General features: G+C 68.2%; 18 protein-coding genes and 1 pseudogene. 11 read left to right on the top strand and 8 right to left on the bottom strand.

Translation table 11 applies throughout. The features are described 5' to 3' along the window. Positions 1 to 18: 18 nt before the first annotated feature. Positions 19 to 126, bottom strand: a pseudogene (locus C0R46_RS21385) (NADP-dependent oxidoreductase); the annotation flags it as partial. Between the two features lie 114 nt (positions 127 to 240). After that, the gene (locus C0R46_RS19100; protein ID WP_102961266.1) at positions 241 to 603 is read right to left on the bottom strand and encodes a darcynin family protein; all 363 of its coding nucleotides are present in this window, start codon (positions 601 to 603) and stop codon (positions 241 to 243) included. An 87-nt stretch (positions 604 to 690) separates the two neighbouring features. On the opposite strand from C0R46_RS19100, the gene C0R46_RS19095 reads away from it, so the two are divergent. The 5 genes from C0R46_RS19095 (at position 691) to C0R46_RS19075 (ending at position 4,077) form a co-directional block, all read left to right on the top strand. Then, the gene (locus C0R46_RS19095; protein ID WP_102961265.1) at positions 691 to 1,290 is read left to right on the top strand and encodes a TetR/AcrR family transcriptional regulator; all 600 of its coding nucleotides are present in this window, start codon (positions 691 to 693) and stop codon (positions 1,288 to 1,290) included. Between the two features lie 262 nt (positions 1,291 to 1,552). After that, positions 1,553 to 2,425: an SDR family oxidoreductase gene (locus tag C0R46_RS19090; RefSeq protein ID WP_425349909.1), complete on the top strand. Its 873-nt coding sequence runs from the start codon at positions 1,553 to 1,555 to the stop codon at positions 2,423 to 2,425. Between the two features lie 182 nt (positions 2,426 to 2,607). Continuing rightward, the gene (locus C0R46_RS19085; RefSeq protein ID WP_102961264.1) at positions 2,608 to 3,117 is read left to right on the top strand and encodes a YciE/YciF ferroxidase family protein; all 510 of its coding nucleotides are present in this window, start codon (positions 2,608 to 2,610) and stop codon (positions 3,115 to 3,117) included. 90 nt (positions 3,118 to 3,207) lie between these two features. Next, positions 3,208 to 3,654, top strand: coding sequence for a DUF2383 domain-containing protein (locus tag C0R46_RS19080; RefSeq protein WP_102961263.1), 447 nt, complete (start codon positions 3,208 to 3,210; stop codon positions 3,652 to 3,654). A gap of 216 nt (positions 3,655 to 3,870) precedes the next feature. Further along, positions 3,871 to 4,077, top strand: a complete 207-nt coding sequence (locus tag C0R46_RS19075) for a DUF1737 domain-containing protein (protein WP_102961262.1) — start codon at positions 3,871 to 3,873, stop codon at positions 4,075 to 4,077. Between the two features lie 43 nt (positions 4,078 to 4,120). On the opposite strand, the gene C0R46_RS19070 is transcribed toward C0R46_RS19075, so the two are convergent. Next, positions 4,121 to 5,326 (bottom strand): GAF domain-containing sensor histidine kinase, encoded by a 1,206-nt coding sequence (locus C0R46_RS19070; protein WP_102961261.1) that lies wholly within the window; start codon positions 5,324 to 5,326, stop codon positions 4,121 to 4,123. Between the two features lie 216 nt (positions 5,327 to 5,542). Then, complete coding sequence (locus C0R46_RS19065) at positions 5,543 to 5,965, bottom strand: metallopeptidase family protein (RefSeq protein WP_102961286.1); 423 nt, start codon at positions 5,963 to 5,965, stop codon at positions 5,543 to 5,545. Positions 5,966 to 6,240: 275 nt separating this feature from the next. Here C0R46_RS19065 and C0R46_RS21210 point away from each other — a divergent pair, with 275 nt between their 5' ends. From C0R46_RS21210 to leuD, 4 genes are all read left to right on the top strand, one after another. Further along, the gene (locus C0R46_RS21210) at positions 6,241 to 7,314 is read left to right on the top strand and encodes a hypothetical protein (protein ID WP_157944695.1); all 1,074 of its coding nucleotides are present in this window, start codon (positions 6,241 to 6,243) and stop codon (positions 7,312 to 7,314) included. Continuing rightward, a complete protein-coding gene (locus C0R46_RS19055; RefSeq protein ID WP_245413683.1) occupies positions 7,226 to 9,031 on the top strand; it encodes a Y-family DNA polymerase in 1,806 nt (601 codons plus the stop codon). Before C0R46_RS21210 ends, C0R46_RS19055 begins: the two co-directional genes overlap by 89 nt. Continuing rightward, the gene (locus tag C0R46_RS19050; RefSeq protein WP_102961259.1) at positions 9,028 to 12,552 is read left to right on the top strand and encodes an error-prone DNA polymerase; all 3,525 of its coding nucleotides are present in this window, start codon (positions 9,028 to 9,030) and stop codon (positions 12,550 to 12,552) included. The genes C0R46_RS19055 and C0R46_RS19050 overlap by 4 nt, the downstream gene beginning before the upstream one ends. Before the next feature lie 123 nt (positions 12,553 to 12,675). After that, complete coding sequence (gene leuD, locus C0R46_RS19045) at positions 12,676 to 13,281, top strand: 3-isopropylmalate dehydratase small subunit (RefSeq protein ID WP_102961258.1); 606 nt, start codon at positions 12,676 to 12,678, stop codon at positions 13,279 to 13,281. Positions 13,282 to 13,525: 244 nt separating this feature from the next. Here leuD and C0R46_RS20855 read toward each other — a convergent pair whose 3' ends face one another. Then, on the bottom strand, positions 13,526 to 13,669 hold the full coding sequence (locus C0R46_RS20855) for a hypothetical protein (protein ID WP_157944694.1): 144 nt from the start codon (positions 13,667 to 13,669) through the stop codon (positions 13,526 to 13,528). Next, a complete protein-coding gene (locus C0R46_RS19040; RefSeq protein WP_245413682.1) occupies positions 13,659 to 14,606 on the bottom strand; it encodes a mechanosensitive ion channel family protein in 948 nt (315 codons plus the stop codon). Before C0R46_RS19040 ends, C0R46_RS20855 begins: the two co-directional genes overlap by 11 nt. A 484-nt stretch (positions 14,607 to 15,090) precedes the next feature. Here C0R46_RS19040 and leuB point away from each other — a divergent pair, with 484 nt between their 5' ends. Next, a complete protein-coding gene (gene leuB, locus C0R46_RS19035) occupies positions 15,091 to 16,206 on the top strand; it encodes a 3-isopropylmalate dehydrogenase (RefSeq protein ID WP_102961257.1) in 1,116 nt (371 codons plus the stop codon). A 216-nt stretch (positions 16,207 to 16,422) separates the two neighbouring features. Here the strand turns inward: leuB and C0R46_RS19030 are convergent, their stop codons facing one another. Together C0R46_RS19030 and blaOXA are read right to left on the bottom strand one after the other, a co-directional pair. Then, positions 16,423 to 18,273: an MFS transporter gene (locus C0R46_RS19030; protein ID WP_425349912.1), complete on the bottom strand. Its 1,851-nt coding sequence runs from the start codon at positions 18,271 to 18,273 to the stop codon at positions 16,423 to 16,425. Positions 18,274 to 18,818: 545 nt separating this feature from the next. Continuing rightward, the gene (gene blaOXA, locus C0R46_RS19025) at positions 18,819 to 19,625 is read right to left on the bottom strand and encodes a class D beta-lactamase (RefSeq protein WP_425349911.1); all 807 of its coding nucleotides are present in this window, start codon (positions 19,623 to 19,625) and stop codon (positions 18,819 to 18,821) included. A 152-nt stretch (positions 19,626 to 19,777) separates the two neighbouring features. On the opposite strand from blaOXA, the gene C0R46_RS19020 reads away from it, so the two are divergent. Beyond that, a complete protein-coding gene (locus tag C0R46_RS19020; RefSeq protein ID WP_102961255.1) occupies positions 19,778 to 20,698 on the top strand; it encodes a LysR family transcriptional regulator in 921 nt (306 codons plus the stop codon). Positions 20,699 to 20,832: the final 134 nt, after the last annotated feature.

The following is a 20,832-nucleotide window of genomic DNA, read 5'->3' as shown; positions in this document are numbered from 1 at the left end:
CTCCCCCCATTCATTCCTTCATTCCGCGATCCGCAAGGCCATCTTCCCCCGCGTCCGGCCGCCGGTAGACAGCGCTAGCGCCTGCCGGACCTCTGTGAGCGGCAGCGTGGTGCTGAGGAACGGTCGTACCTTCCCGCGTCCACAAGGTCACGAATGGCAGTCAGCTGTTCGGCGTTCGGCGTGCAGAACACCCGCTCGACATCCACGGAGCACCTTCTTGCCTCGTCCTGCCTTCATCGCTCAAGCGGACGCGAGCGTCTTCCGGTCGTAGTTGTCAGCGTACGCGTCCTCGACACCGGCTAGGATCTCGACGACGTCGAAGAACTTGTCCCAGAACTCGGTTTCCCTCAGTTCTTCGACGAGCATCTCGTATGCTTTCTTGTCCGCGACGCTCCACATGAAAATATCCGTTACGCGAGCGCTGTAGAATTCAACGTCAAAGAAGCGGAGGGAGACGCTTCCGGCATACTTCTTCAATATCGGCTCCAGCACGGCCTCGGCCCACGCGAAGCGTTCATCGATCGGCTTGTCCAGCCAAAGCCTTGTTGTCTTGACAAGCATGAAGACGGTCAGGGCGGTCTTGCGATCGGTTTCTTCGTTCATCTCAGCATCACCTTGATTAGATTGACCAGATGGAAGATATGAGCAATAGCTCATATCTTGTACTCGCTTTCCGATCGTGGACTCGCCATGGCCCAGCAGCGTCCCAGCCCCCGCAAACGGCCCACCCAGGGGCGGGCGCAGGCGACCGTCGCAGCGCTTGTCGAGGCAGCGGCTCGCATTCTGGAGCAGGATGGACGCGAGGGATTTTCGACCAATGCGGTGGCCGAGCGCGCGGGCGTCAGCATCGGTTCGCTGTATCAATACTTTTCAAGCAAGGAGGCGCTGCTCGGCGCTCTCATCGTTCGCGAGACGGACCTGTTGATCGCTGAGGCCAAGGCGGCGCTGGTCGAGCCGACCGGTCGGGCTGCGTTGGCAACGCTGATCCGGGCCTGCGTGTCGCATCAGTTGCGACGGCCAGCCCTCGCCCGGTTGCTGGACTTCGAAGAGGCGGTCCTGCCGGGAGATACCGAAACGGCGCGGGTTGCCGAGGAGTTTCGGCAGATCGGCCTGTTGCTGTTCAGCCGCTCGGACCTCGCGCCACAGGAGCCAGTCACCGTCGTGACGCAGGACGTCATGGCCATCATCAAGGGGATGATCGATGCAGCCGGGGAGCGTGGCGAAACTGTCCAGGTCGATCTGGCCGTGCGTGTGGAGCGTGCGGTTCTTGGCTATCTAACCCATACTTAGCCTGCGCTCTGCCCGACAGCCGACGGCCCGCCTTTCATCCCTTCACCCGAGCCCGTGTCCCGTAGCCGGCACAGGATTTTTCCTTGGCTTCTCGGCCCGCTGGGCCGGCAGCGCCCGCTACGGGCCGGAACTCCTCACCCCTCTCTCAGTTGCTCTCTGGACCAGCCGGGCCGCAGCGTCGCCGCGCCGCCCCGGCTCGTAGCCACGGCCGATGCGCGCCGCACCCTTCGTGCCGTGTGCGCCTGTGACCAGAGGAGACGCAATGATCACCGATCCGACCAAGGACGCCCCGCAGCCGCCCCAGCCGGCGCAGAGCCAGGCGATGCCCGGCTTCACGGATGAGATGACGCCGAGGCCCGACCATGGCGAGGAGAGCTACAAGGGCAGCGGGCGTCTCGAAGGCCGCGCCGCCATCATCACCGGCGCCGACAGCGGCATCGGCCGGGCCGTCGCCATCGCCTTCGCCCGCGAGGGCGCCGATGTCCTGATCTCCTATTTCAGCGAGGACGAGGACGCTCAGGACACCGCCCGCTGGGTGGAGAAGGCCGGTCGACGCGCCATTCTCGCGCCCGGCGACGTCAAGTCGGAGGAGTTCTGCAAGTCGCTCGTGGAGCGGGCGACACGCGAGTTCGGCCGTCTTGACATCCTCGTCAACAACGCCGCCCATCAGGCGACCATCGACAAGATCGAGGACATCAGCGCCGAGGAGTGGGACACCACCTTCCGCACCAACATCTATAGCCAATTCTACCTGTCGAAGGCGGCGGCGGGCGTGATGAAGCCGGGCAGCGCCATCATCAACACCACCTCCATCCAGTCCAAGAGCCCGACGGGGCAGCTGCTGGCCTATGCCGCTACCAAGGGGGCCATCGCCAACTTCACGGCCGGTCTGGCGGAACTGCTCGCCGAGCGCGGCATCCGCGTCAACGCGGTGGCCCCAGGCCCGATCTGGACGCCGCTGATCCCCTCCACCATGCCGGAGGAGAAGGTGAAGAGCTTTGGCTCCGACACGCCGCTTGGCCGCGCCGGCCAGCCGGCAGAGCTGGCGCCGGCCTATGTCATGCTGGCCTCCCATGAGGCGAGCTACATCACCGGCGCCATCATTCCTGTCACCGGCGGGCGTCCGATGCTGTGACACGGACACCGTACCCGTTCGCCGGCTAACGAAGATCGATCGGCACTTTGGCGGTGCATGGCAGGTACCGGCAAGAATCATCGTTCGGTTGCACAACCTTTTCCGAATGGAATCGTTGATCCACCGACCCGGCCTATGCCGGAAGCCCACCCCGAGTTTGATTTTGAAGGAGACGCAACACCATGGCCAAGGAAAAGACCCTCGACGACGCCTTCTACGAAACCCTGAAGGACGTCTATTTCGCCGAACGCCAGTCCGTCCGCGCACTGAAGAAGGCGTCGAAGGCGGCGCAGTCGCCCGAGCTGAAGAAGGCTCTGGATGAGCATCGCGAGGAAAGCGAAGGCCAGGTGGAGCGCCTCGTGAAGGTGTTCGAGCTGATCGACAAGGCGCCGCGCGGCAAGACCTGCGAGGCGATCCAGGGCCTGTCGTCCGAGATGGAAGAGGATCTGGAGGACTTCGGCGAGACGGCAGCCGGCGATGCCGTGCTGATCGGCTGCGCGCAGGCGCTCGAGCACTACGAGATCTCGCGTTACGGCACGCTGAAGACCTGGGCGACGCAGCTCGGCCTCGACGAGGCCGCCTCGCTCCTCAATGAGACGCTCGAAGAGGAAAAGAAGGCCGACGCGCTACTGACGCAGATCGCTGAATCCAGCGCCAATCAGAGCTCGAAGGGCGGCGCCAAAGCGGCTTGAGCCGCACGCGCCCTTCGCTGTCCATCATCGGCATCGACATCTCCGGGGCTCTAGCTCCGGAGAACCCTTGCCGCAACGTTTGAGGATATCATGGTCACCACAGTCGGAACCGAATCCACCGTCGAGAAGCTCGTCACCAACCTGCTCTATCTCGAGCACGACGCCATCGCCGCCTATGAGTCGACGATCGAGAAGCTCGAGGACCCTGCCTCCAAGAGCCAGATCGCGGCTTTCCGCGAGGATCACCTCGGCCATGTCGCGGAGCTGAAGCGGATGGCGAGTGCGCTCGGTGCGGAATCGCCCAGCGAGGGCGACGCCAAGGAGTGGCTCACCACCGGCAAGATCGCGCTCGCCAGCCTTGTTGGCGACAGTGCGATCCTGAAGGCGATGCGCACCAACGAGGACGATACCGTCCAGGCTTACCAGCAGGCGAGCTCGAACAGCGTCGCCTCGGCGGAGGCCCGCCAGTTCTTCCAGAAGGCGATGGCCGACGAGCAGCGCCACCGCGCCTGGATGGAACAGGCCAGCAGCCGCTGACGATCAGCCAACTGCATGACTGGCAGCCCGGCGCGCATCCCGCGCCGGGCTGTCGCTTTTGAGGGCTATGGCGCGTCGGCGGCGGCCCGCACAGGCGGCGCGCTATACGGCCTGGTTGCACGCTCTTGCCCGGACAGGGCGGTGGCGGCTAAGCCATGGCCGATCCTTCAGCTCGTGCAGGCCCGCCTGCGCTCTCCCCTCGCACAGGGACCGTCCATGAAGCTCTATCGCTTTCTCACCGGCCCGGACGACGCCAGCTTCTGCCACAAGGTCTCGGCGGCCATCGCGGGCGGCTGGGAGCTGCATGGCAGCCCCACTTACGCCTTCGACGCGGCCGCCGGACTGATGCGCTGCGGCCAGGCGGTGGTGAAGACCGTCGAGGGCAAGGACTACGATCCCGCCGTGAAGCTCGGCGAGCAGTAACCGGGCAGAACGCGCCGGCCGGCTTGGCTCGGCGCCTTAAGGCTCAGGCGCTCGCCGCTGGCTGGATCGGCATCCGAAAGGTGAAGCGGGTTTCATCGGGCGACGAATCCGCCTCCAGAGTCCCGCCATGCGCCTTGGCGATCTCGGCCGCGATGAACAGCCCAAGCCCCAGGCCCTTGCGGCTCGCCCGCAGCTGCCCGCGCTGGAACGGGTGGAACAGCCGCGACAGCATCGTCTGGGGGATCGGCTCGGCCGCGTTGGTGACCGTGATCACCAGCGCATTGTCCTCCACGGCCCCGCGGATGCGCACCGGCTGAGCCGCCAGCCCATGCGTCAGCGCGTTGTCGATGAGGTTCGACAGGAGCTGGCAGATCCGGCAGCGGTCGCAGGCAATGGCCCGGTCGAGGTCAAACTGCGCCTCGATGCTGCGCTGCGGCGAGCTCGCCTGGAACTCCGTCACCACCTGCTCCAGCATCGGCTGCAGCGGCCCGGAATCGTCGCGTTCGATGACGAGCCCGCCCCCGAGACGCCCGCGGGCGAAGTCGAGCACGTCGTCGATCAGCCGCGCCATGCGCTCGACGCTGTTCTGGATGCGGCCCACCGTCGCCGCGGCGCGGGCGTCGAGCGGTGTCTGCTGCAAGAGCGTCACGCCCGAATCGATGGCGGCCAGCGGGTTGCGCAGGTCGTGGCCGAGCACGGCGATGAACTGCTCGCGCAGTTCCGACGTGCGGCGCTCGTCGTGGAGCACGGCCTCGATGGAGGCGAGCCGGTCCCGCGCGTCGAGATGGAAGGCGATCAGCTCCGCGAACAGCTTGAACATGTCGACCGAGCCGGGCGTGCTCAGCCGCCCGGGATTTGGATCCATGGCGCAGAGCGTGCCGAAGAAGCGGCCGTCACGCAGCACGATCGGCACCGAGATATAGCTCTGGAGGCCGAATCTCGTCACGATCGGGTGGTCGGCATAGAAGGGATCGGCCGCGGCATTGTCGATCACGATCGGCTCACGCTGCTCGCGCACCACCCGGCAGAACGTGTTGTGGACGTCGATCTCGCTGCCGGGCTTCAGGCCGTAGCCCATGAGGTCGTGCACCTGGCAGGCGACCCATTGCTCCTCCGTCACCCGCGCCACTGCCGCCAGTCCCATGCCGGTCATCCGGCAGATCACCTGCAGGATCGTCGGTACGGCTTCGATGCTCTCGACGGCAGCGACATCGGCTGCAAAATCGTCAGCAAGGGACGGCTCTGCCATGCTTCCTGTGTCTATGCTTAGGTGGCTGTCATATCGCTCTCGCGGCACGGGAGTCTTGATAGTTGCACAGGCAAAGGATTGGCCAGCAGGGTGACCGGTCACGCCCCTGCGACCGAATGAAGCAACCTGCCGAAGTGATAGGCGAGTTCAGCTCCCTCGCATGCTGAGCGGTAGGGGTGCCGCAGGCCATTGGCTCGGCGGGCGAATCGGCCGGCCTCAGGGGGCCGCGGCCTCGATCGCCTCCATATCCGAGTCGGACAGGCCGAAATGGTGGCCGATCTCGTGGATCAGCACATGCGTCACCAGCGTGCCGAGGCTTTCCTCGTGCTCGGCCCAGTAATCGAGGATCGGCCGGCGATAGAGCAGGATGCGATTCGGCAATTCGCCCGTCACGGGCGTCGCCAGCGCCGACACCGCGCGCCCCTCGAACAGGCCGAGCAGGTCGAACGGCCCTTCCAGCCCCATCTCCTCGATCACGTCGTCCTCGGGAAAATCGGCGACATGGAAGCGGATCTCGCCGGAGAGCGACCGGAACGTCTCGGGCAGGTTGGCATAGGCCTCCAGCGCCAGGGCCTCGATCTCCTCGAGGCTCGGCGCCAGCCGCCGTCCCCAGTCACCGCTGTGATCCCTGATACCCATGCCGTCCTGCCCTGCGATCCGGATGGCCCAGCATAGAGCCTGCGCCGCCATGGGGCGAGGGTGGCTCGGCTGATCAACCTTGATGCTGCGAGGAGCAGAAATGTTCCCTTAAGGGAGGAAAATAATCACAAATAGGACTGCTTGACTCTCCCAAGGCGCTCTGGAATCCATAGGAACATATCAGGAACAATTCCTCTCCGCGGGAGAGGTCGAACGGTTGGGCGCCAAGCGTCCCGCCGATGGAGACGCTTATGCCGCTCTCGTCAGAGGAACGCTTGGCCACTGCTGACCGGCAGGCCGGATGGAACCCCGTTCGAGTCGGCCCGCCGCATCGCCTCGCCATTGTCGCCCGCGGCCAGAGCGAAGCGCCAAAACCGCCGCGCAGCGAGGATCGGCCACGTCAGCTCGAGGCGGCACGTCCCTCATCATCACCGCCCAGGGCCCGCAAGGCGGAGCTCGAAGCCCTGCGCGCCCAGATCGCCCGCATCGAGGGTGAGCTCCCGGCGCTGCTGGAGGCCCCGGCCTCGCCGCCGGGCAGAAACCGTGACGCCGGCGCAGCGGTGGAGCCGGATCTTTCCGCCGCCGAGCGGCAGGCGCTGACACCGCTGCGCCGGCGCCTGCCGCGCGCCGCCGTGCCGCTCGGCGTTGCCGAGGCGGACCGGGCGCTTGGCGGCGGCTTTCCGGCCGAGGGCCTGTCCGAGATCCATCTCGATGCGACGCGCGACAGCGGCACCGGCGCCGGCTTCGTCCTGGCGCTCGCCTCGCTCTTTGCCGACGGGCGGCCGGTGCTCTGGGCGGCGCCGTCCTTTGCCCTCAACGAAGGCGGCCTGCCCTATCTCCCGGGGCTGGACGCCTTCGGCGCGCCGCGCCTCATCCTGGTGCGCACCCGGCGGCTGGAGGAAGCGGCCTGGGCGGCGGAGGAGGCCGCGCGCTCCGGCGCCCTGTCGCTGGTGGTGCTGGAAACGCTCGGCAATCCCGCCTGCCTGACGCTTGACGGCACCCGCCGGCTGCATCTGCGCGCCCGCCAGGCCGGCCTACCGCTCGTGCTCTTACGCCAGGGCGGCCGGGCCGATGCCACCGCCGCGCCGCTCCGCCTGCGCCTGCGCGCCGCCGCCGCACCGCCGGCGCCCCTGCGCGGCAAGCTGGTCGGGCCGCCCGTCTTCGACGTCTCGATCGAGAAATCCAGAAACCCCCAGCGCTTCCAAGTGGAATGGAATCCCGATGAACGCCGTTTCCAGCCCGTCACGGCCACCGGCGCGGATGCTCGCCCTCGCCTTCCCGTTCCTCTCGACCGACCGGATCCGGCGGCAGAGCTTCGGAGCCGCCTGGCGGTCCGCCGCGTCTCGTGAGGCAGCCGCCCGCTCACCCCGGGAGGGCCCGCACGAAAGCCCCGGCATCGCCGAGCCGCTCGTCGTCCATGGCCGCGTCGGCAATGCCGATCGCCTCGTTGCGGTCTGCGAGCGCGCGGCTGGCCTCGGCCTGTCCGTCGGGACGGGCCTCGCCGAAGCGCGGGCGCGGTTTCCGGGCCTCTGGGCCGAGGCCGAGGATGTGAGCGCCGATGCCGCGCTCCTCGATGCCGCGGCCGACTGGTGCGACCGCTACACGCCCCTCGTCGCCATCGACGCGCCGTACGGCCTGATCCTCGACATCTCCGGCTGCGCGCATCTCTTCGGCGGCGAGGGGGCGATGCTGCGCGATGTCGTGCGGCGCCTCGAGCGCGCCGGCCTCAGGGCCGAGGCGGCGGTGGCGAGCGAGGCGGGAACGGCGCAGGCGCTGGTGTCGCAGCGCCCGCAGATGACGCCGGTCCGGCGGATCGTCGCGACCGGCGACGAAGCCGCCCATGTCGCGCCGCTTGCTTTGGCATCCCTGCGGCTCGCGCCCGAGATGATCGCCCGCCTGGCCCGATTGGGGCTTTCGACGCTCGGCGATCTTGCCGATCTGCCGCGTCCGAGCCTCGTGCGCCGCTTCGGCGCCGATCTCCTGACGCGGCTCGACCGGGCCTTCGGCCGTGCCGGATCGCCCATCTCGCCGCGCATTCCGGTGCCCGCGCTCTCGGCCGAGCGACGCCTGTTCGAGCCGGTCAGCCTGCAGGAGGATATCGAGCGCCTCGTCCTGGCGCTCGCGGAGCGCCTCACCGTCGATCTCGCCACGCGCTGCGAAGGCGGCCGCCGCTTCGACCTCGCGCTGTTCCGCGTTGATGGCAAGGTGGAGCGTGTCGGCGTCGCCACCGCCGCGCCCTTGCGGGATCCCCTGCGCATCGCCCGGCTGTTCCGCGAGCGTCTGACCGGCATCGGGGATGCCATCGATGTCGGCTTCGGCTTCGATCTCGTCCGCCTTTCCGTCGCCGAGACCGCCGCCGTGGCTGATCGCCAGACCAGCCTTGCCGGCGGCGGTGCGAATGGCGAGGCCTTGAGCGACCTCGTCGACCGGCTGGGCGCGCGGCTCGGCGAAAACACCGTCCTCACTGCCCAGCCGGTGCAGAGCCACCGTCCGGAACGGGCGGAGCGTCGGCATTCCCTACTCGGCGCCGGGCATCCGGCCTCAGGCCAGCTGGCCAGTGACGCGGCCGCCGCCACCCCGCCGCTCCTGGCACCGCGGCCGGTGCGGCTGCTCGGCACACCCGAGCCGGTCGAGGCGGCCTATGAGCTGCCGGATGGCGCGCCGCTGCACTTTCGCTGGCGCAAGGCCTTGCACCGCGTCCGGCGGGCGGAGGGACCGGAGCGCATCGCCCCGGAATGGTGGCGTGATCCCTTCGAGGGCACGCGCGACTATTACCGCGTCGAGGACGAGGCCGGCCGGCGCTTCTGGCTGTTCCGTGTCGACGCCAGCGATGCGCTGGACGCTGCGGCAGACCTCCTGGCCTCGGGCGAGGAGGATTTCGGGGATCGCGAGGATTTTGAGGACGGCGCGGAGGATGGTGCGGCTGCGTCCGTCCCGGAGGCCGGAGCGCGTGACGACGCCGCAGCGCCGGCCGACCCCGGGGCCGCGGCATTCCCGGCCTTTGCCGCGCCGGCCGCGGCGGGTGCGGCGCGCCCAAGCTGGTACATGCACGGCATCTTCGCATGAAGCCGCCTAAGCGTGGCGCGCCGCCGCCCTATTGGGAGATCGGCATCGCCAGCAACTTCTCCTTCCTGCGCGGTGCGTCGCATGCCGAGGAGTTGGCAGTCACGGCCGCGCGCCTGAAACTCTCCGGCATCGGCTTTGCCGACCGCAATACCGTCGCGGGCGTGGTGCGCGGCTATCAGGAAGCGCGCGATGCCGGCATCGCCTATGCCCCGGGCAGCCGCCTCGTCTTTGCCGACGGGTCGCCGGATGTCTTTGCCTATCCGCGGGACCGCCCCGGCTGGGGCCGCCTTTGCCGCCTGCTCAGCCAGGGCAATCTGAAGACGGTGAAGGGCGACTGCATCCTCACTTTCGAAGACCTCCTCGAATGGGGCGAGGGCATCAATCTGGCGCTGCTCGCACCCGACGGGCTCGGCCATGCCGGAGAGACGGAAAGCGTGGAGGCGGCGCTCCGCCGCCGGCTCCAGGATCTGGCCGATGCGTTTCCGGGCGCCGTGCGGCTCGCCGTGGCGCCCCGCCGCGACGGGCTCGATGCGCGCCGCTTCGCCAGGGCCGCTTCTCTGGCGGGTGCCTGCCGCACGCCGCTCATGGCCACCAACGACGTCTTTTACCATGACGCCCCGCGCCGCACGCTTGCCGACGTCGTCACATCCATCCGCGAGCACGTCACCCTCGCCGAGGCTGGCTGGCGCCTGTCGCGCAACGCCGAGCGCTATCTGAAACCCGGCGCTGAGATGGCGCGGCTGTTCCGCGACCATCCGGAGGCGATCACCGAGACCGGCCGCTTCTTCGGCGAGCTTGCCTTCGACCTGAAGAGCCTGCGCTACGAATATCCCGACGAGGGCCTCGGCCTCGGCTGCACGCCGGCCGAGGAGCTGCGGCGCCTGGCCTATGAGGGCGCCGCCTGGCGCTATCCCGACGGTGTCCCGCCCGGTCTCTTCGACAAGATCGAGTACGAGCTCGCTATCATCGCCAAGCTGCAATACGAGCCGTATTTCCTCACCGTCCACCGCATCGTCCGCTTCGCCCGCGACAGGGGCATTCTTTGCCAGGGGCGCGGCTCGGCGGCGAACTCGGTGGTCTGCTTCTGCATCGGCGTCACCGAGGTCTCGCCCGACCGCGGCGAGCTGCTGTTCGAGCGCTTCATCTCCTCCGACCGCGGCGAGCCGCCGGATATCGACATCGACTTCGAGCACCAGCGGCGCGAGGAGGTGATCCAGCACATCTACGAGCGCTACGGTCGCGACAAGGCCGCTCTTGCCGCGACGGTGATCACCTACCGCGCCCGCTCGGCCATGCGCGAGGTCGGCAAGGCCTTCGGCCTGTCGGGCGATGCCATCGCGGCGATGAACGGCGCCGTCTTCGGCTATCACGACGATGCGCTGGGGCAGCGTCAGGCCGCCGCCGCAGGCCTGTCGATGGCCGATCGCACTACGGCGCTGGTCTTACGCTTTTCCACCGAGCTGACGCGCTTTCCCCGCCATCTCTCCCAGCATGTCGGCGGCTTCGTCCTCACCCGCGGGCGCGTCGACGAGGTGGTGCCGATCCTCAACACCGGCATGGACGGACGCACCATCATCGAATGGGACAAGGACGATATCGACGAGATCGGCATCCTGAAGATCGACATCCTCGCCCTCGGCATGCTGTCGGCGCTCCGGCGCGGCTTCGACCTCATCGAGGCCCATTATGGCCACCGCATCACCCTCGCCGAACTGTCGCTGAAGCCGGACGACCAGCCGACCTACGAGATGACGCAGCGCGCCGACACGCTCGGCGTCTTCCAGATCGAGAGCCGGGCGCAGATGTCGATGCTGCCCAAGCTCAAGCCGAAGCAGTTCTACGACTTCGTCATCGAGGTGGCGATCGTGCGTCCCGGTCCCATCCAGGGCGACATGGTGCATCCCTATCTGCGCCGCCGCATGGGGCTGGAGGAGGAGCATTATCCGAGCGACGAGCTGCGCAAGGTGCTCGGCCGCACCCTCGGCGTGCCGCTATTCCAGGAGCAGGCCATGCAGATCGCCATCGTCGCCGCCGGCTTTACGGCCGACGAAGCCGACAAGCTGCGCCGGGCGATGGCGACCTTCAAGCGCTCCGGCAAGATCCATACCTTCCGCCAGAAGATGGTGAAGGGCATGGTGGCGAAGGGCTATGATCCCGACTTCGCCGAGCGCTGCTTCAGGCAGATCGAAGGGTTCGGCGAATACGGCTTTCCCGAAAGCCACGCCGCCTCTTTCGCGCTCCTCGTCTATGCCTCGGCCTGGATGAAGTGCCGCTATCCCGACGTCTTCTGCGCCGCCATCCTGAATGCCCAGCCCATGGGCTTCTACGCTCCGGCGCAGCTGGTGCGCGATGCCCGCGAGCACGGCATCGAGGTCCGCCCCGTCGACATCAACCACTCGCATTGGGACCAGACTTTGGAGGCGGCCCCCTTCGATCCCCGCCGCATCCACCCGCGGCACCGCGCAATGGCCGCGGCGATGCGCACCGCCCATGCCGTCCGGCTCGGCTTCCGGCAGGTGAAGGGCCTGTCGGAGGCGGAGATGACGCGGCTCGTCACACACCGGGGCGCTGGCTATGATTCCGTGCGCGACCTTTGGCTGCGCACCGGTCTATCCCGCGCCACCATGGAGCGGTTGGCCGATGCCGACGCCTTCGCCTCGCTCGGCCTGTCGCGCCGCGACGCGCTCTGGGCCGCGCAGGCGCTGGATGGGGCGAGCGCCGCCGAGCATCTGCCGCTGTTCGCCGGGGCCGCCGCTGGCGAAGGCGAGCTGCAGCCCGAGCCCGACGCCGCGCTGCCCTCGATGCCGCCGGGCGAGGAGGTGTTCAACGACTACCGCTTCCTGTCGCTGTCGCTCAAAGCCCATCCCGTCTCCTTCCTGCGCCAGGTGTTGCGGGCGGAGGGCATCATCGCCAATGCCGAGATGGACGGCTTGCGCTCCGGCCGGCGCGTCAGCGTCTCCGGCCTCGTTCTCATCCGCCAGCGTCCCGGCTCGGCGCGGGGCGTCATCTTCATGACGATCGAGGACGAGACCGGCATTGCCAACATCATCGTCTGGCCGAAATTCTTCGAGGCCAACCGGCCGGTGGTGCTCGGCGCGCGCTTCGTGCGCGTCACCGGCCGCATGCAGTCCGATCATGGCGTGATCCATGTCGTCGCCGACCGTATCGAGGATCTGACGCCGCTCCTGATGCAGGTCGCGACCGGCGGCCTCGGCAGCGGCCACCTGGCGCCGGCCGATCATGTCCGCCAGCCGCTCAGGAGCCATCCCCCACAGCGGCCGGGCGCCGCCGCGTCCGGCGACGAAACCTGGATCGCAGGTGCCGCCGCGAGCCTCTTCGAGGCGCTGGCGCGCGGCGACGAGATGCGCCACCCTTCCGCCGGCGAGCGCGGGCGCGGCCTGCCCTCCTCCCGCCGGCGCGCGCCGGCCGTTCCCGAGGCTGCGGCGCCGCCCGGTCATCAGCCGGGCGTGGCCGACCGCGATGCCCGCGCCGTGCTGCCGAAGGGGCGCAATTTCCAGTGACGGCAGCGGTCTTCGACAGGCCTAGCGAACCCGTCGTGATTCACGTGAAACGCTCGATGCCTTGGCGGCACAGGGCGCGGGTGCTAACCAGCATCGCAATCAGGATGGAAGGAGACCTTCGCGATGCAGCCCTTCACCACGCTCACCGGCGTCGCCGCGCCGCTGCCGATCGTCAATATCGACACCGACATGATCATCCCGAAGGACTATCTGAAGACGATCGAGCGCACCGGCCTCGGCACCGGTCTCTTCGCCGAGAAGCGCTATCGCGAGGACGGTTCGGAGAACCCCGACTTCGTTCTCAACAAGCCGGCCTATCGCAAGGCGGAGATCATCGTCGCCGGCGACAATTTCGGCTGCGGCTCCTCGCGCGAGCACGCCCCCTGGGCGCTGCTCGACTTCGGCATTCGCTGCGTGATCTCCACGTCCTTCGCCGACATCTTCTACAACAACTGCTTCAAGAACGGCATCCTGCCGATCCGCGTCAGCGAGGCGGAGCTGGAGCTCCTGATGGACGATGCCGAGCGCGGCTCCAATGCCCGCCTGACGATCGACCTCGAGGCCCAGGAGATCCGCGGGCCGGACGGCGGCACCATCCATTTCGAGATCGATCCGTTCCGCAAGCACTGCCTGCTGAACGGCCTCGATGACATCGGCCTCACCATGGAGCGCGGCGAGGTCATCTCCGCCTTCGAGAACAAGCTCGTCGAGAGCCGCCCCTGGGCCTGAGCACACCGCTCCGATGAAGGCAGGCGCCGCGCGGCGCCGGCCTTCATTCGCGTTGCCATTCGTCCACGGCTGGTTGCCGGCGCAAAGGACATGCGCCGCGGCCAGGCCGTGACGACCGCCGAATGCCGCCATCGCCGGGATGACGCATCCCTCGGCGAGCGCCACGGCTTCAGCGTCTGGCTGCCGAGCTTGAGCGTTCCTGTTCAGCTATGGCGCTTCAGCGCTCGGCTGCGCCGGACGCGCTTCAGACCTGCGCCCTGATCCGCGCCAGCTGCCCATCGTTCTGCAGCTGGGTCGGATGCCACCGCCGGCGGCAGGGACGCTCCGCCGTGCCCAGAGCCCGCCCGAGCGCCTCGGCGCGCACACGTTCCGTTCCGTTACGCCGCATGGCCGCGCGCCTCCTTCAAGGGGGCGGCCTCGCGCCCCGTTCCGTTTGTCTGTGTCGGCAGCTCGCGCAGCTGCCGGGCGATCTCGTTCCAGGCGCGCTCCTCGCCCGCCTTCGGCTTGCGGCTCACCCCCTCGTGCACGGCATCGAGGAAGGCGAGGATGATCCGCTGCTCCAGCTCATGCGCCTCGCGTACCAGGCAGTAGATCATCACGTGGAACTGCAGCTTGCCGAGCTCCGACGTTCCGATCGCGACGCAATGCCCGGGACCCTCGATGTCCGCGCCGGCCTTGTTCGCCGTCATGCGATGGAAGCGCGTCGCCCGCTCGGCATCCTGCTCTAGCGCGTCCGAAGCGGCCGCATCGAGGATGCGCATGCCCTCGCTCGGCGAGAACGCCTGGTCCAGCGTCACGGTAAAGCGGTGCGGCGCGAAGTGGCGAAGCTGCGCCTCCACCCGCACGGGTCCGGTCAGGAGCACCGAGTTGGGCAGGCGGATCGTGCGCCCCGTGCCGGCATGGCCGAGATGCGGCGAGGGCAGCTCCATGATGGTGGTTGCGAACAGGCCATGGTCGATCACCTCGCCATGGATGCCGTTCAGCTCGACGCGGTCGCCGACCTTGAACAGCCGACCGCCGATCCTGAGCGCCGAGCCGGCGACGCACATGATCAGCTCCTTCGTGGCCACCACCAGCGCCACCATCACGGCGGCGAGCGACAGGACGAGGTTCTGGATCTCGCTCAGCCAGATGCCGAGCAGGCAGATCGCCAGAAGCGCATTGCTGGTGGCGCGGATGGTGAAGCGGCGCTGGCGGGCGGTCGCCGGATCGGCATGGCGCACGGCGACCCATTCGATCAGCCAGCGGCACAGCATGATGCCGGCGATCAGGCAGAGGCTGATCGTGATGTGGTCGGCGACGCGCGACGGAATGAAGAAAGGCAAGGGTCAGGCTCCCGGCAAAGGCCGTCCGGACAGCGCGGGGGAACGCTGCTTCAGCGGGCGGGGTGACGGATGGCGGACTTATCGCCTGAACACGGTTAAGCGGACCTTGCCAGATTGTGTCGAAGTCAAGGTATTTCGAGGGGTTATGCGTGGCGCTGGTAACCATCCGGGATCGGTCCGCGCCCCGCCCCGCTTGCACAACCCCCCCTCCTCGGCCCGGCCCCGTGGCCCCTTTTTCGGCACCGGCGGCAGGATGGCCTCGCGACGCGAGCACCACCGCCTGATCGCCCCGCTGGCCTAAGGCGGCGCGCGGCGCGCCGACGGGCAGGGTCCGGCAAGCCGCGGACCCGGCGATCCGCGTCGGCCAAGCCGCCCCGCCTCCCGCATCGTCCCCCACGGCGGCGTCCACGCTGCCGCCACGGCTGTTCACCCCGCCGCTTTGGTGTAAAGCCAGCTCCGTCGAACGATGTGACGGAGGACCGACATGCCTACCCGCAAGCTCTTGCTTCTGCCCGGCGACGGGATCGGCCCGGAGACGATGGCCGAGGTGCAGAAGCTGATCGACCTCCTCAACGAGATCAGCGGCGCGGGATTCGAGACTGAGACGGCCCTGGTCGGCGGTGCCGCTTTGGATGCCGAGGGCCTGCCGGTCACCGACGCCACGATGAACCTCGCGCTGAGCGCCGACGCCGTCCTGTTCGGCGCCGTGGGCGGGCCGACATGGGACAAGGTCGCTTACGAAAAGCGCCCCGAAGCCGGCCTCCTGCGCCTGCGCAAGGATCTCCAGCTCTTTGCCAATCTGCGCCCCGCCATCTGCTATCCCGCGCTCGCCTCGGCCTCTTCGCTGAAGCCCGAAGTGATCGAAGGCCTCGACATCCTGATCGTGCGCGAGCTCACCGGCGGCGTCTACTTCGGCGAGCCCAAGGAGATCATCGATCTCGGCAACGGGCAGAAGCGCGCGATCGACACGCAGGTCTACGAGACCTACGAGATCGAGCGCATCGCCCGCGTCGCCTTCGAGCTCGCCCGCACCCGTAAGGGCAAGGTGACCTCGATGGAGAAGCGCAACGTCATGAAGTCCGGCCTCTACTGGAACGAGGTCGTTACCCGCGTCCATGCGCAGGAATATGGCGACGTCGCGCTGGAGCACATGCTGGCCGATGCCGGCGGCATGCAGCTGGTGCGCTGGCCGAAGCAGTTCGATGTCATCGTCACCGACAATCTCTTCGGCGACATGCTCTCCGATATCGCCGCGATGCTGACGGGCTCGCTCGGCATGCTGCCGTCGGCCTCGCTTGGCGCGCCCGACGCGGAGACCGGCCGCCGCCGGGCGATGTACGAGCCGGTGCACGGCTCGGCGCCGGACATTGCCGGCAAGGGCATCGCCAATCCGGTGGCGATGATCGCCTCGCTCGCCATGTGCCTGCGCTATTCCTTCGCCATGGTGGAGGAGGCCGACCGGCTGGAGGGGGCGATCGCCGACGTTCTCGGCAGCGGCATCCGCACGGCCGACATTGCTGCCGCGGGCAGCCAGACCGTCGGCACGGCCGCAATGGGCGACGCCATCGTGGCGCGCTACCGCGAGGCGCTCACCGCCTGAGGCGTCCCCTGGGGCGTCCCCTTGGGGGGCGCCCCTGCGGCGTGACGCCGGAGTTGGCGTCGCCGCGCCGGTCCACCCCGTCATAGACCGTCGCCCGCCCGGCACTCGCCGCGTCACGGCGCTGCGCGAGGGCCTCAACGCCAAAGGGCCTCCGGATCGCTCCGGAGGCCCTCGCTTTTTGTGGTTATCCGGTGCGGCGCGCCGGCGCCGCTCCGGTCATGCGATCCGGTCGAGATCGACGCCCTTGGTCTCGCGCACGAAGATCATGCCGATGACGAAGGTCAGTGCGGCGATCACGATCGGGTACCAGAGGCCGTAATAGATGTCGCCGGCCGCCGCGCTCAAGGCGAAGACGCCCGCCGGCAGCAGCCCGCCGAACCAGCCGTTGCCGATGTGGTAGGGCAGCGACATGCCGGTGTAGCGGATGCGGGTCGGGAACATCTCGACGAGGATCGCCGCGATCGGCCCGTAGACCATGGTCACGTAGATCACCAGCACGGTCAGGATGGCGATTGTCAGCGGCCAGTTGATGGCGTCGGGATCGGCGACCATCTTGAAGGCGCCGCCGTTCGGCACGGTGTAGACCGCCTGCTCGGCCCCGCCCGCAGCATCCGCTTCGGCCTGCGTCAGCAGCTTGGCCTTCACCAGTTCGGCCGCCGGCGTCATCACCTTGTCGCCGGCGCGCACCGCCGCGACGTCGAGGCCAAGCTCCGGGTTCGCCGCCGCAAAGGCGTCGAGCTTGGAATCCGGCACCTTGGCGGCGCCGCGCGCCAGCGGGAAGCCGGCATTCTGCAGCGCCAGGTTCAGGTCATGCGTCAGCTTGGCCTGGGCCGCCGTGGCGCCCGCACCCGCAGCCGCGGCGTCGTAGGACGTCACCGTGGTGTCGCCGATGCGCACCGTGGCCGGCTGGCCGGCTGGCCCTTCGGCGAGGTCGTAGGGCACCGAGGAACGGGCCAGGAAGGCGGTGGCGATGTCGCAGGAACTGGTGAACTTCGCCGTGCCTGTCGGGTTGAACTGGAAGGTGCAGTCGCCCGGCGCCGCGGTCACCGTGGCGCGGATGGTCTGCTCGGCCTGCGCCAGCGCCGGGTTGGCCGCCGCCGTCAGCGCCTTGAACAGCGGGAAATAGGTGAGGACGGCGAGCAGCAGCCCCGCCATGATGATCGGCTTGCGGCCGATCTTGTCCGACAGCCAGCCGAAGACGACGAAGAAGCCGGTGCCGATCAGGAGCGCGATGGCGACCATGATGTTGGCCGACTGGTTCTCCACCTTCAGGACGTTCTGGAGGAAGAACAGCGCGTAGAATTGGCCGCAATACCAGACCACCGCCTGGCCGGCGGTGAGGCCGAACAGGGCGATCAGCGCGAGCTTGGCATTCTTCCACTGGCCGAAGGCCTCCGACAGCGGCGCCTTGGAGCCCTTGCCCTCTTCCTTCATGCGCTTGAAGGCGGGCGATTCCGCCATCTGCAGCCGGATCCAGATGGAGATGCCGAGCAGCAGCACGGAGAAGAGGAAGGGAACGCGCCAGCCCCAGGCGGCGAAGTCTTCCGTCGACAGGAGGTTCTGGATGGCCAGGATCACGATCAGCGACAGGAACAGGCCGAGCGTCGCGGTGGTCTGGATCCAGGAGGTGAAGAAGCCGCGGCGGTTGTTCGGCGCGTGCTCGGCCACATAGGTCGCCGCGCCGCCATATTCGCCGCCGAGCGCCAGGCCCTGCAGCATGCGCAGCGCGATGAGGAGCGTCGGCGCCAGGATCCCGAGCGTCGCCGATCCCGGCAGAAGGCCGACGATGAAGGTCGACAGGCCCATGATCACGATGGTGATCAGGAAGGTGTATTTACGCCCGACGAGATCGCCGAGCCGGCCGAACACCAGCGCGCCGAAGGGGCGCACCAGGAAGCCGGCAGCAAAGGCGAGGAGAACGAAGATGTTCCGGGTGGTTTCCGGATATTCGTTGAAGAAGGCCGCGCCGATGAAGCTCGCCAGCGTGCCGTAGAGATAGAAGTCGTACCACTCGAACACGGTGCCGAGGGAGGAGGCGAAGATGACCTTCCTCTCCTCGCCGGTCATGGCGCGCCGCGTTCCGGCGACCTCCGGCGTCGTCAATGTCGTCATGTCTTCCTCCCTCTGGCCGCCGCGGCGGTCGTAGCTCCCTGCGGCCCATGGTGCGCCTCAGCGCCTCATGCCGCGCGCCTCCGGCCGCTTCTGGTCGAGCGGTCCGGCAGACGGTTTCCCAATGGTTATCGGTAAAGGGTCTCGCGTGCTGAGGGAACTTCGCCCTTAGTCTTAGAAGCACTGCAGCAAAAGCGCGCCGCAGACGCGCAACCTTCGGGCGCCCGCAGCATTGAGGGAGAAAGCGTGAGATGGAGGACTTGATGATCAAAGGTATTCTGAAGGCGTTGCTCGTTGCCTGGGTGGCCAAGAAGTTCGCCCGGCGGTCCGAGCCCCGCGAGGTCTGATCCGGCAAAGGTCGGGCCGTAACCGCATCCCGTGCGACCTGCCCGGGACAGCGGCGGCGCCACCTCCGACCCCATCATGAAGCAAGGCCGCTCGGCTCCCGCCGGACGGCCTTCTTTTCGTCTGGATCACCGCCGCGTCGCCGATGATCTGGCGGGTCAGCGGACCAGCGCCGGCAGCGCCTGGATGAGGCCATCGCGCGCCCGGATGCTCGCAGGCTCGTCCGTCGGCTTGGCGCCCGCCTCCATCCGCGCGAACACCACCCGCCGGCCGCCCTTCTCCGCCCAGCCGACGAACCAGCCGATCGTGCGGCGATCCCCGTCTGGCTTGCCCGCCGTGGCCGGCAGGCGCCCGGCGCCGGTCTTGCCGTGCACGCTCCAGCCGTCAGCGGCTTCGAAGTTCGGCACGACGCTTTCCGTCATCGCATAGGCCGTGTCGGAGACGCCGAGCTTGCGATCGAAGAAGCGGCGCAGAAACGCCACCTGCTCGTCCGGCGAGATGGCGAGCGATGTGCCAAGCCATGCATGCGTCAGCCCGTCCGCCTTTGCGGGCGCGCCGGAGACGTCCTGGTTGCCATAGTCGAAGCGCCGGACATAGTCCTGGAAGCGCTTGGTGCCGAGCGAGCGCGTCAGTTGCTGCGAGTACCAGACGATCGACTGCTTCTCCCACAGGGTCGGGTCGACGGTTGGAAAGGCCTGCTCCCGCGCACTGGCGTTGAATTCAGGCTTCAGCGCCCAAGCAGGATTGTGGGCATCGGTGAGGATGCCGCTGTCGAAGCCCATCACCGCCAGCGGCAGCTTGAAGCTCGACATCGGGGTGAATCGCTGGTCGCAGCCGCCCTCGCGGTGGAGCGTCGCGCCAGTTTCGGCATCCGCGATCACGGTGCAGCGCACCACCGCCTCGGCTGCATCGGCGCTGTGAACCCGCATTGTGGCAGTGATCGCAAGGCTGAGGATGACGACCATGCGGCGAAGGGGATTGGGCATCAGGCGCTCCATCATCGGGAGGACGAGGGTGCCACCGCGGCACCGCCTGGCCCCTGGATAGAGAGGGCAGCGGCCCTGCCGCAAATGATGATATCTGGCGGCAGACCCAAATTCAGCTAATACCGGCTTGCATGGTCCGCCCCTATCTGCCCCTCAATGCCCTGCGTGCCTTCGAGGCCTCGGCCCGCCATCTCAGCTTCACCCGGGCCGCCATCGAGCTTGCCGTCACGCAGGCGGCCGTCAGCCATCAGGTGAAGCTCCTGGAGGAGCGCCTGCATGTCGCGCTGTTCCGCCGCCTGCCGCGCGGCCTCGCGCTCACCGACGAGGGCGAGGCGCTGCGGCCGGTGCTGGCCGAGGCCTTCGACCGCATGGCCGATACGCTCGACCGTCTGGAGGGCGGCACGGTGCGCGAGGTGCTTAACCTCGGTGCCGTCGGCACCTTCGCGGTCGGCTGGCTGCTGCCGCGCCTCCCCGCTTTCCGGAAGCGTCATCCGTTTGTGGAGGTGCGCCTCTCCACCAACAACAATCGCGTCGACATCGCCGCCGAAGGGCTCGACTATGCCATCCGCTTCGGCCGCGGCGCCTGGCAGGCGGTGGATGCCCTGCCGCTCTTCGAAGCGCCCCTGTCCGCGCTCTGCACGCCGCACCTCGCCGCCGGTCTGAAGCGGCCACAGGATCTGGCGGAGCGCACGCTGCTGCGCTCCTATCGCTCCGAGGAATGGCCGGAATGGTTCCGCGCCGCCGGCATCGCGACCGCGCCACCGCCGGGCGGCGGCATCGTCTTCGATTCCTCGCTCGCCATGGTGGAGGCAGCGCTGCAGGGCGCCGGCGTCGCGCTTGCCCCGCCGCTGATGTTCGCCCGCCAGATCGCCAGTGGCCAGCTCCATCAGCCCTTCGCCATCTATGCCGGCACCGGCCGCTACTGGCTGACGCGGCTGCAGACCAAGGGCCTGACGCCGGCGATGCGCGCCTTCCACAACTGGCTGCTGGAGGCAGCGTCCGACCCGGCCTCGACCGACGCCGCCGAAGGTCCGCAGGATGCCGGCGCCTGAGCCTTAGCGCGGCTCGCCGCGCCCCTTCCTGTTGCCGCCGGGTCATTGACTTTTGCGGGGTTGCGGACCATACGGGCCGCCATGATCACGCGCTCCCCGATCAAAACGATTATCTGACGCCGCCTGCCCCGCTT

It is taken from the genome of Mangrovicella endophytica (genome assembly GCF_002893625.1).
Lineage (GTDB): Bacteria > Pseudomonadota > Alphaproteobacteria > Rhizobiales > Rhizobiaceae > Mangrovicella > Mangrovicella endophytica.
Note: the sequence above shows the minus strand (reverse complement) of the source record. Positions and strands in the feature narration are given on the sequence as shown.

Coding starts and splice junctions, on each gene's coding strand:
- C0R46_RS19030 (WP_425349912.1), bottom strand. CDS start 18,273: ATGACCGGCGAGGAGAGGAAGGTCATCTTCGCCTCCTCCCTCGGCACC.
- leuD (WP_102961258.1), top strand. CDS start 12,676: ATGCAGCCCTTCACCACGCTCACCGGCGTCGCCGCGCCGCTGCCGATC.
- C0R46_RS19065 (WP_102961286.1), bottom strand. CDS start 5,965: ATGGGTATCAGGGATCACAGCGGTGACTGGGGACGGCGGCTGGCGCCG.
- C0R46_RS19080 (WP_102961263.1), top strand. CDS start 3,208: ATGGTCACCACAGTCGGAACCGAATCCACCGTCGAGAAGCTCGTCACC.
- C0R46_RS19090 (WP_425349909.1), top strand. CDS start 1,553: ATGATCACCGATCCGACCAAGGACGCCCCGCAGCCGCCCCAGCCGGCG.
- C0R46_RS19095 (WP_102961265.1), top strand. CDS start 691: ATGGCCCAGCAGCGTCCCAGCCCCCGCAAACGGCCCACCCAGGGGCGG.
- leuB (WP_102961257.1), top strand. CDS start 15,091: ATGCCTACCCGCAAGCTCTTGCTTCTGCCCGGCGACGGGATCGGCCCG.
- C0R46_RS19050 (WP_102961259.1), top strand. CDS start 9,028: ATGAAGCCGCCTAAGCGTGGCGCGCCGCCGCCCTATTGGGAGATCGGC.
- C0R46_RS19070 (WP_102961261.1), bottom strand. CDS start 5,326: ATGGCAGAGCCGTCCCTTGCTGACGATTTTGCAGCCGATGTCGCTGCC.
- C0R46_RS19020 (WP_102961255.1), top strand. CDS start 19,778: ATGGTCCGCCCCTATCTGCCCCTCAATGCCCTGCGTGCCTTCGAGGCC.
- C0R46_RS19075 (WP_102961262.1), top strand. CDS start 3,871: ATGAAGCTCTATCGCTTTCTCACCGGCCCGGACGACGCCAGCTTCTGC.
- C0R46_RS20855 (WP_157944694.1), bottom strand. CDS start 13,669: ATGCGGCGTAACGGAACGGAACGTGTGCGCGCCGAGGCGCTCGGGCGG.
- C0R46_RS19100 (WP_102961266.1), bottom strand. CDS start 603: ATGAACGAAGAAACCGATCGCAAGACCGCCCTGACCGTCTTCATGCTT.
- C0R46_RS19085 (WP_102961264.1), top strand. CDS start 2,608: ATGGCCAAGGAAAAGACCCTCGACGACGCCTTCTACGAAACCCTGAAG.
- C0R46_RS19055 (WP_245413683.1), top strand. CDS start 7,226: ATGCTCGCCCTCGCCTTCCCGTTCCTCTCGACCGACCGGATCCGGCGG.
- blaOXA (WP_425349911.1), bottom strand. CDS start 19,625: ATGGTCGTCATCCTCAGCCTTGCGATCACTGCCACAATGCGGGTTCAC.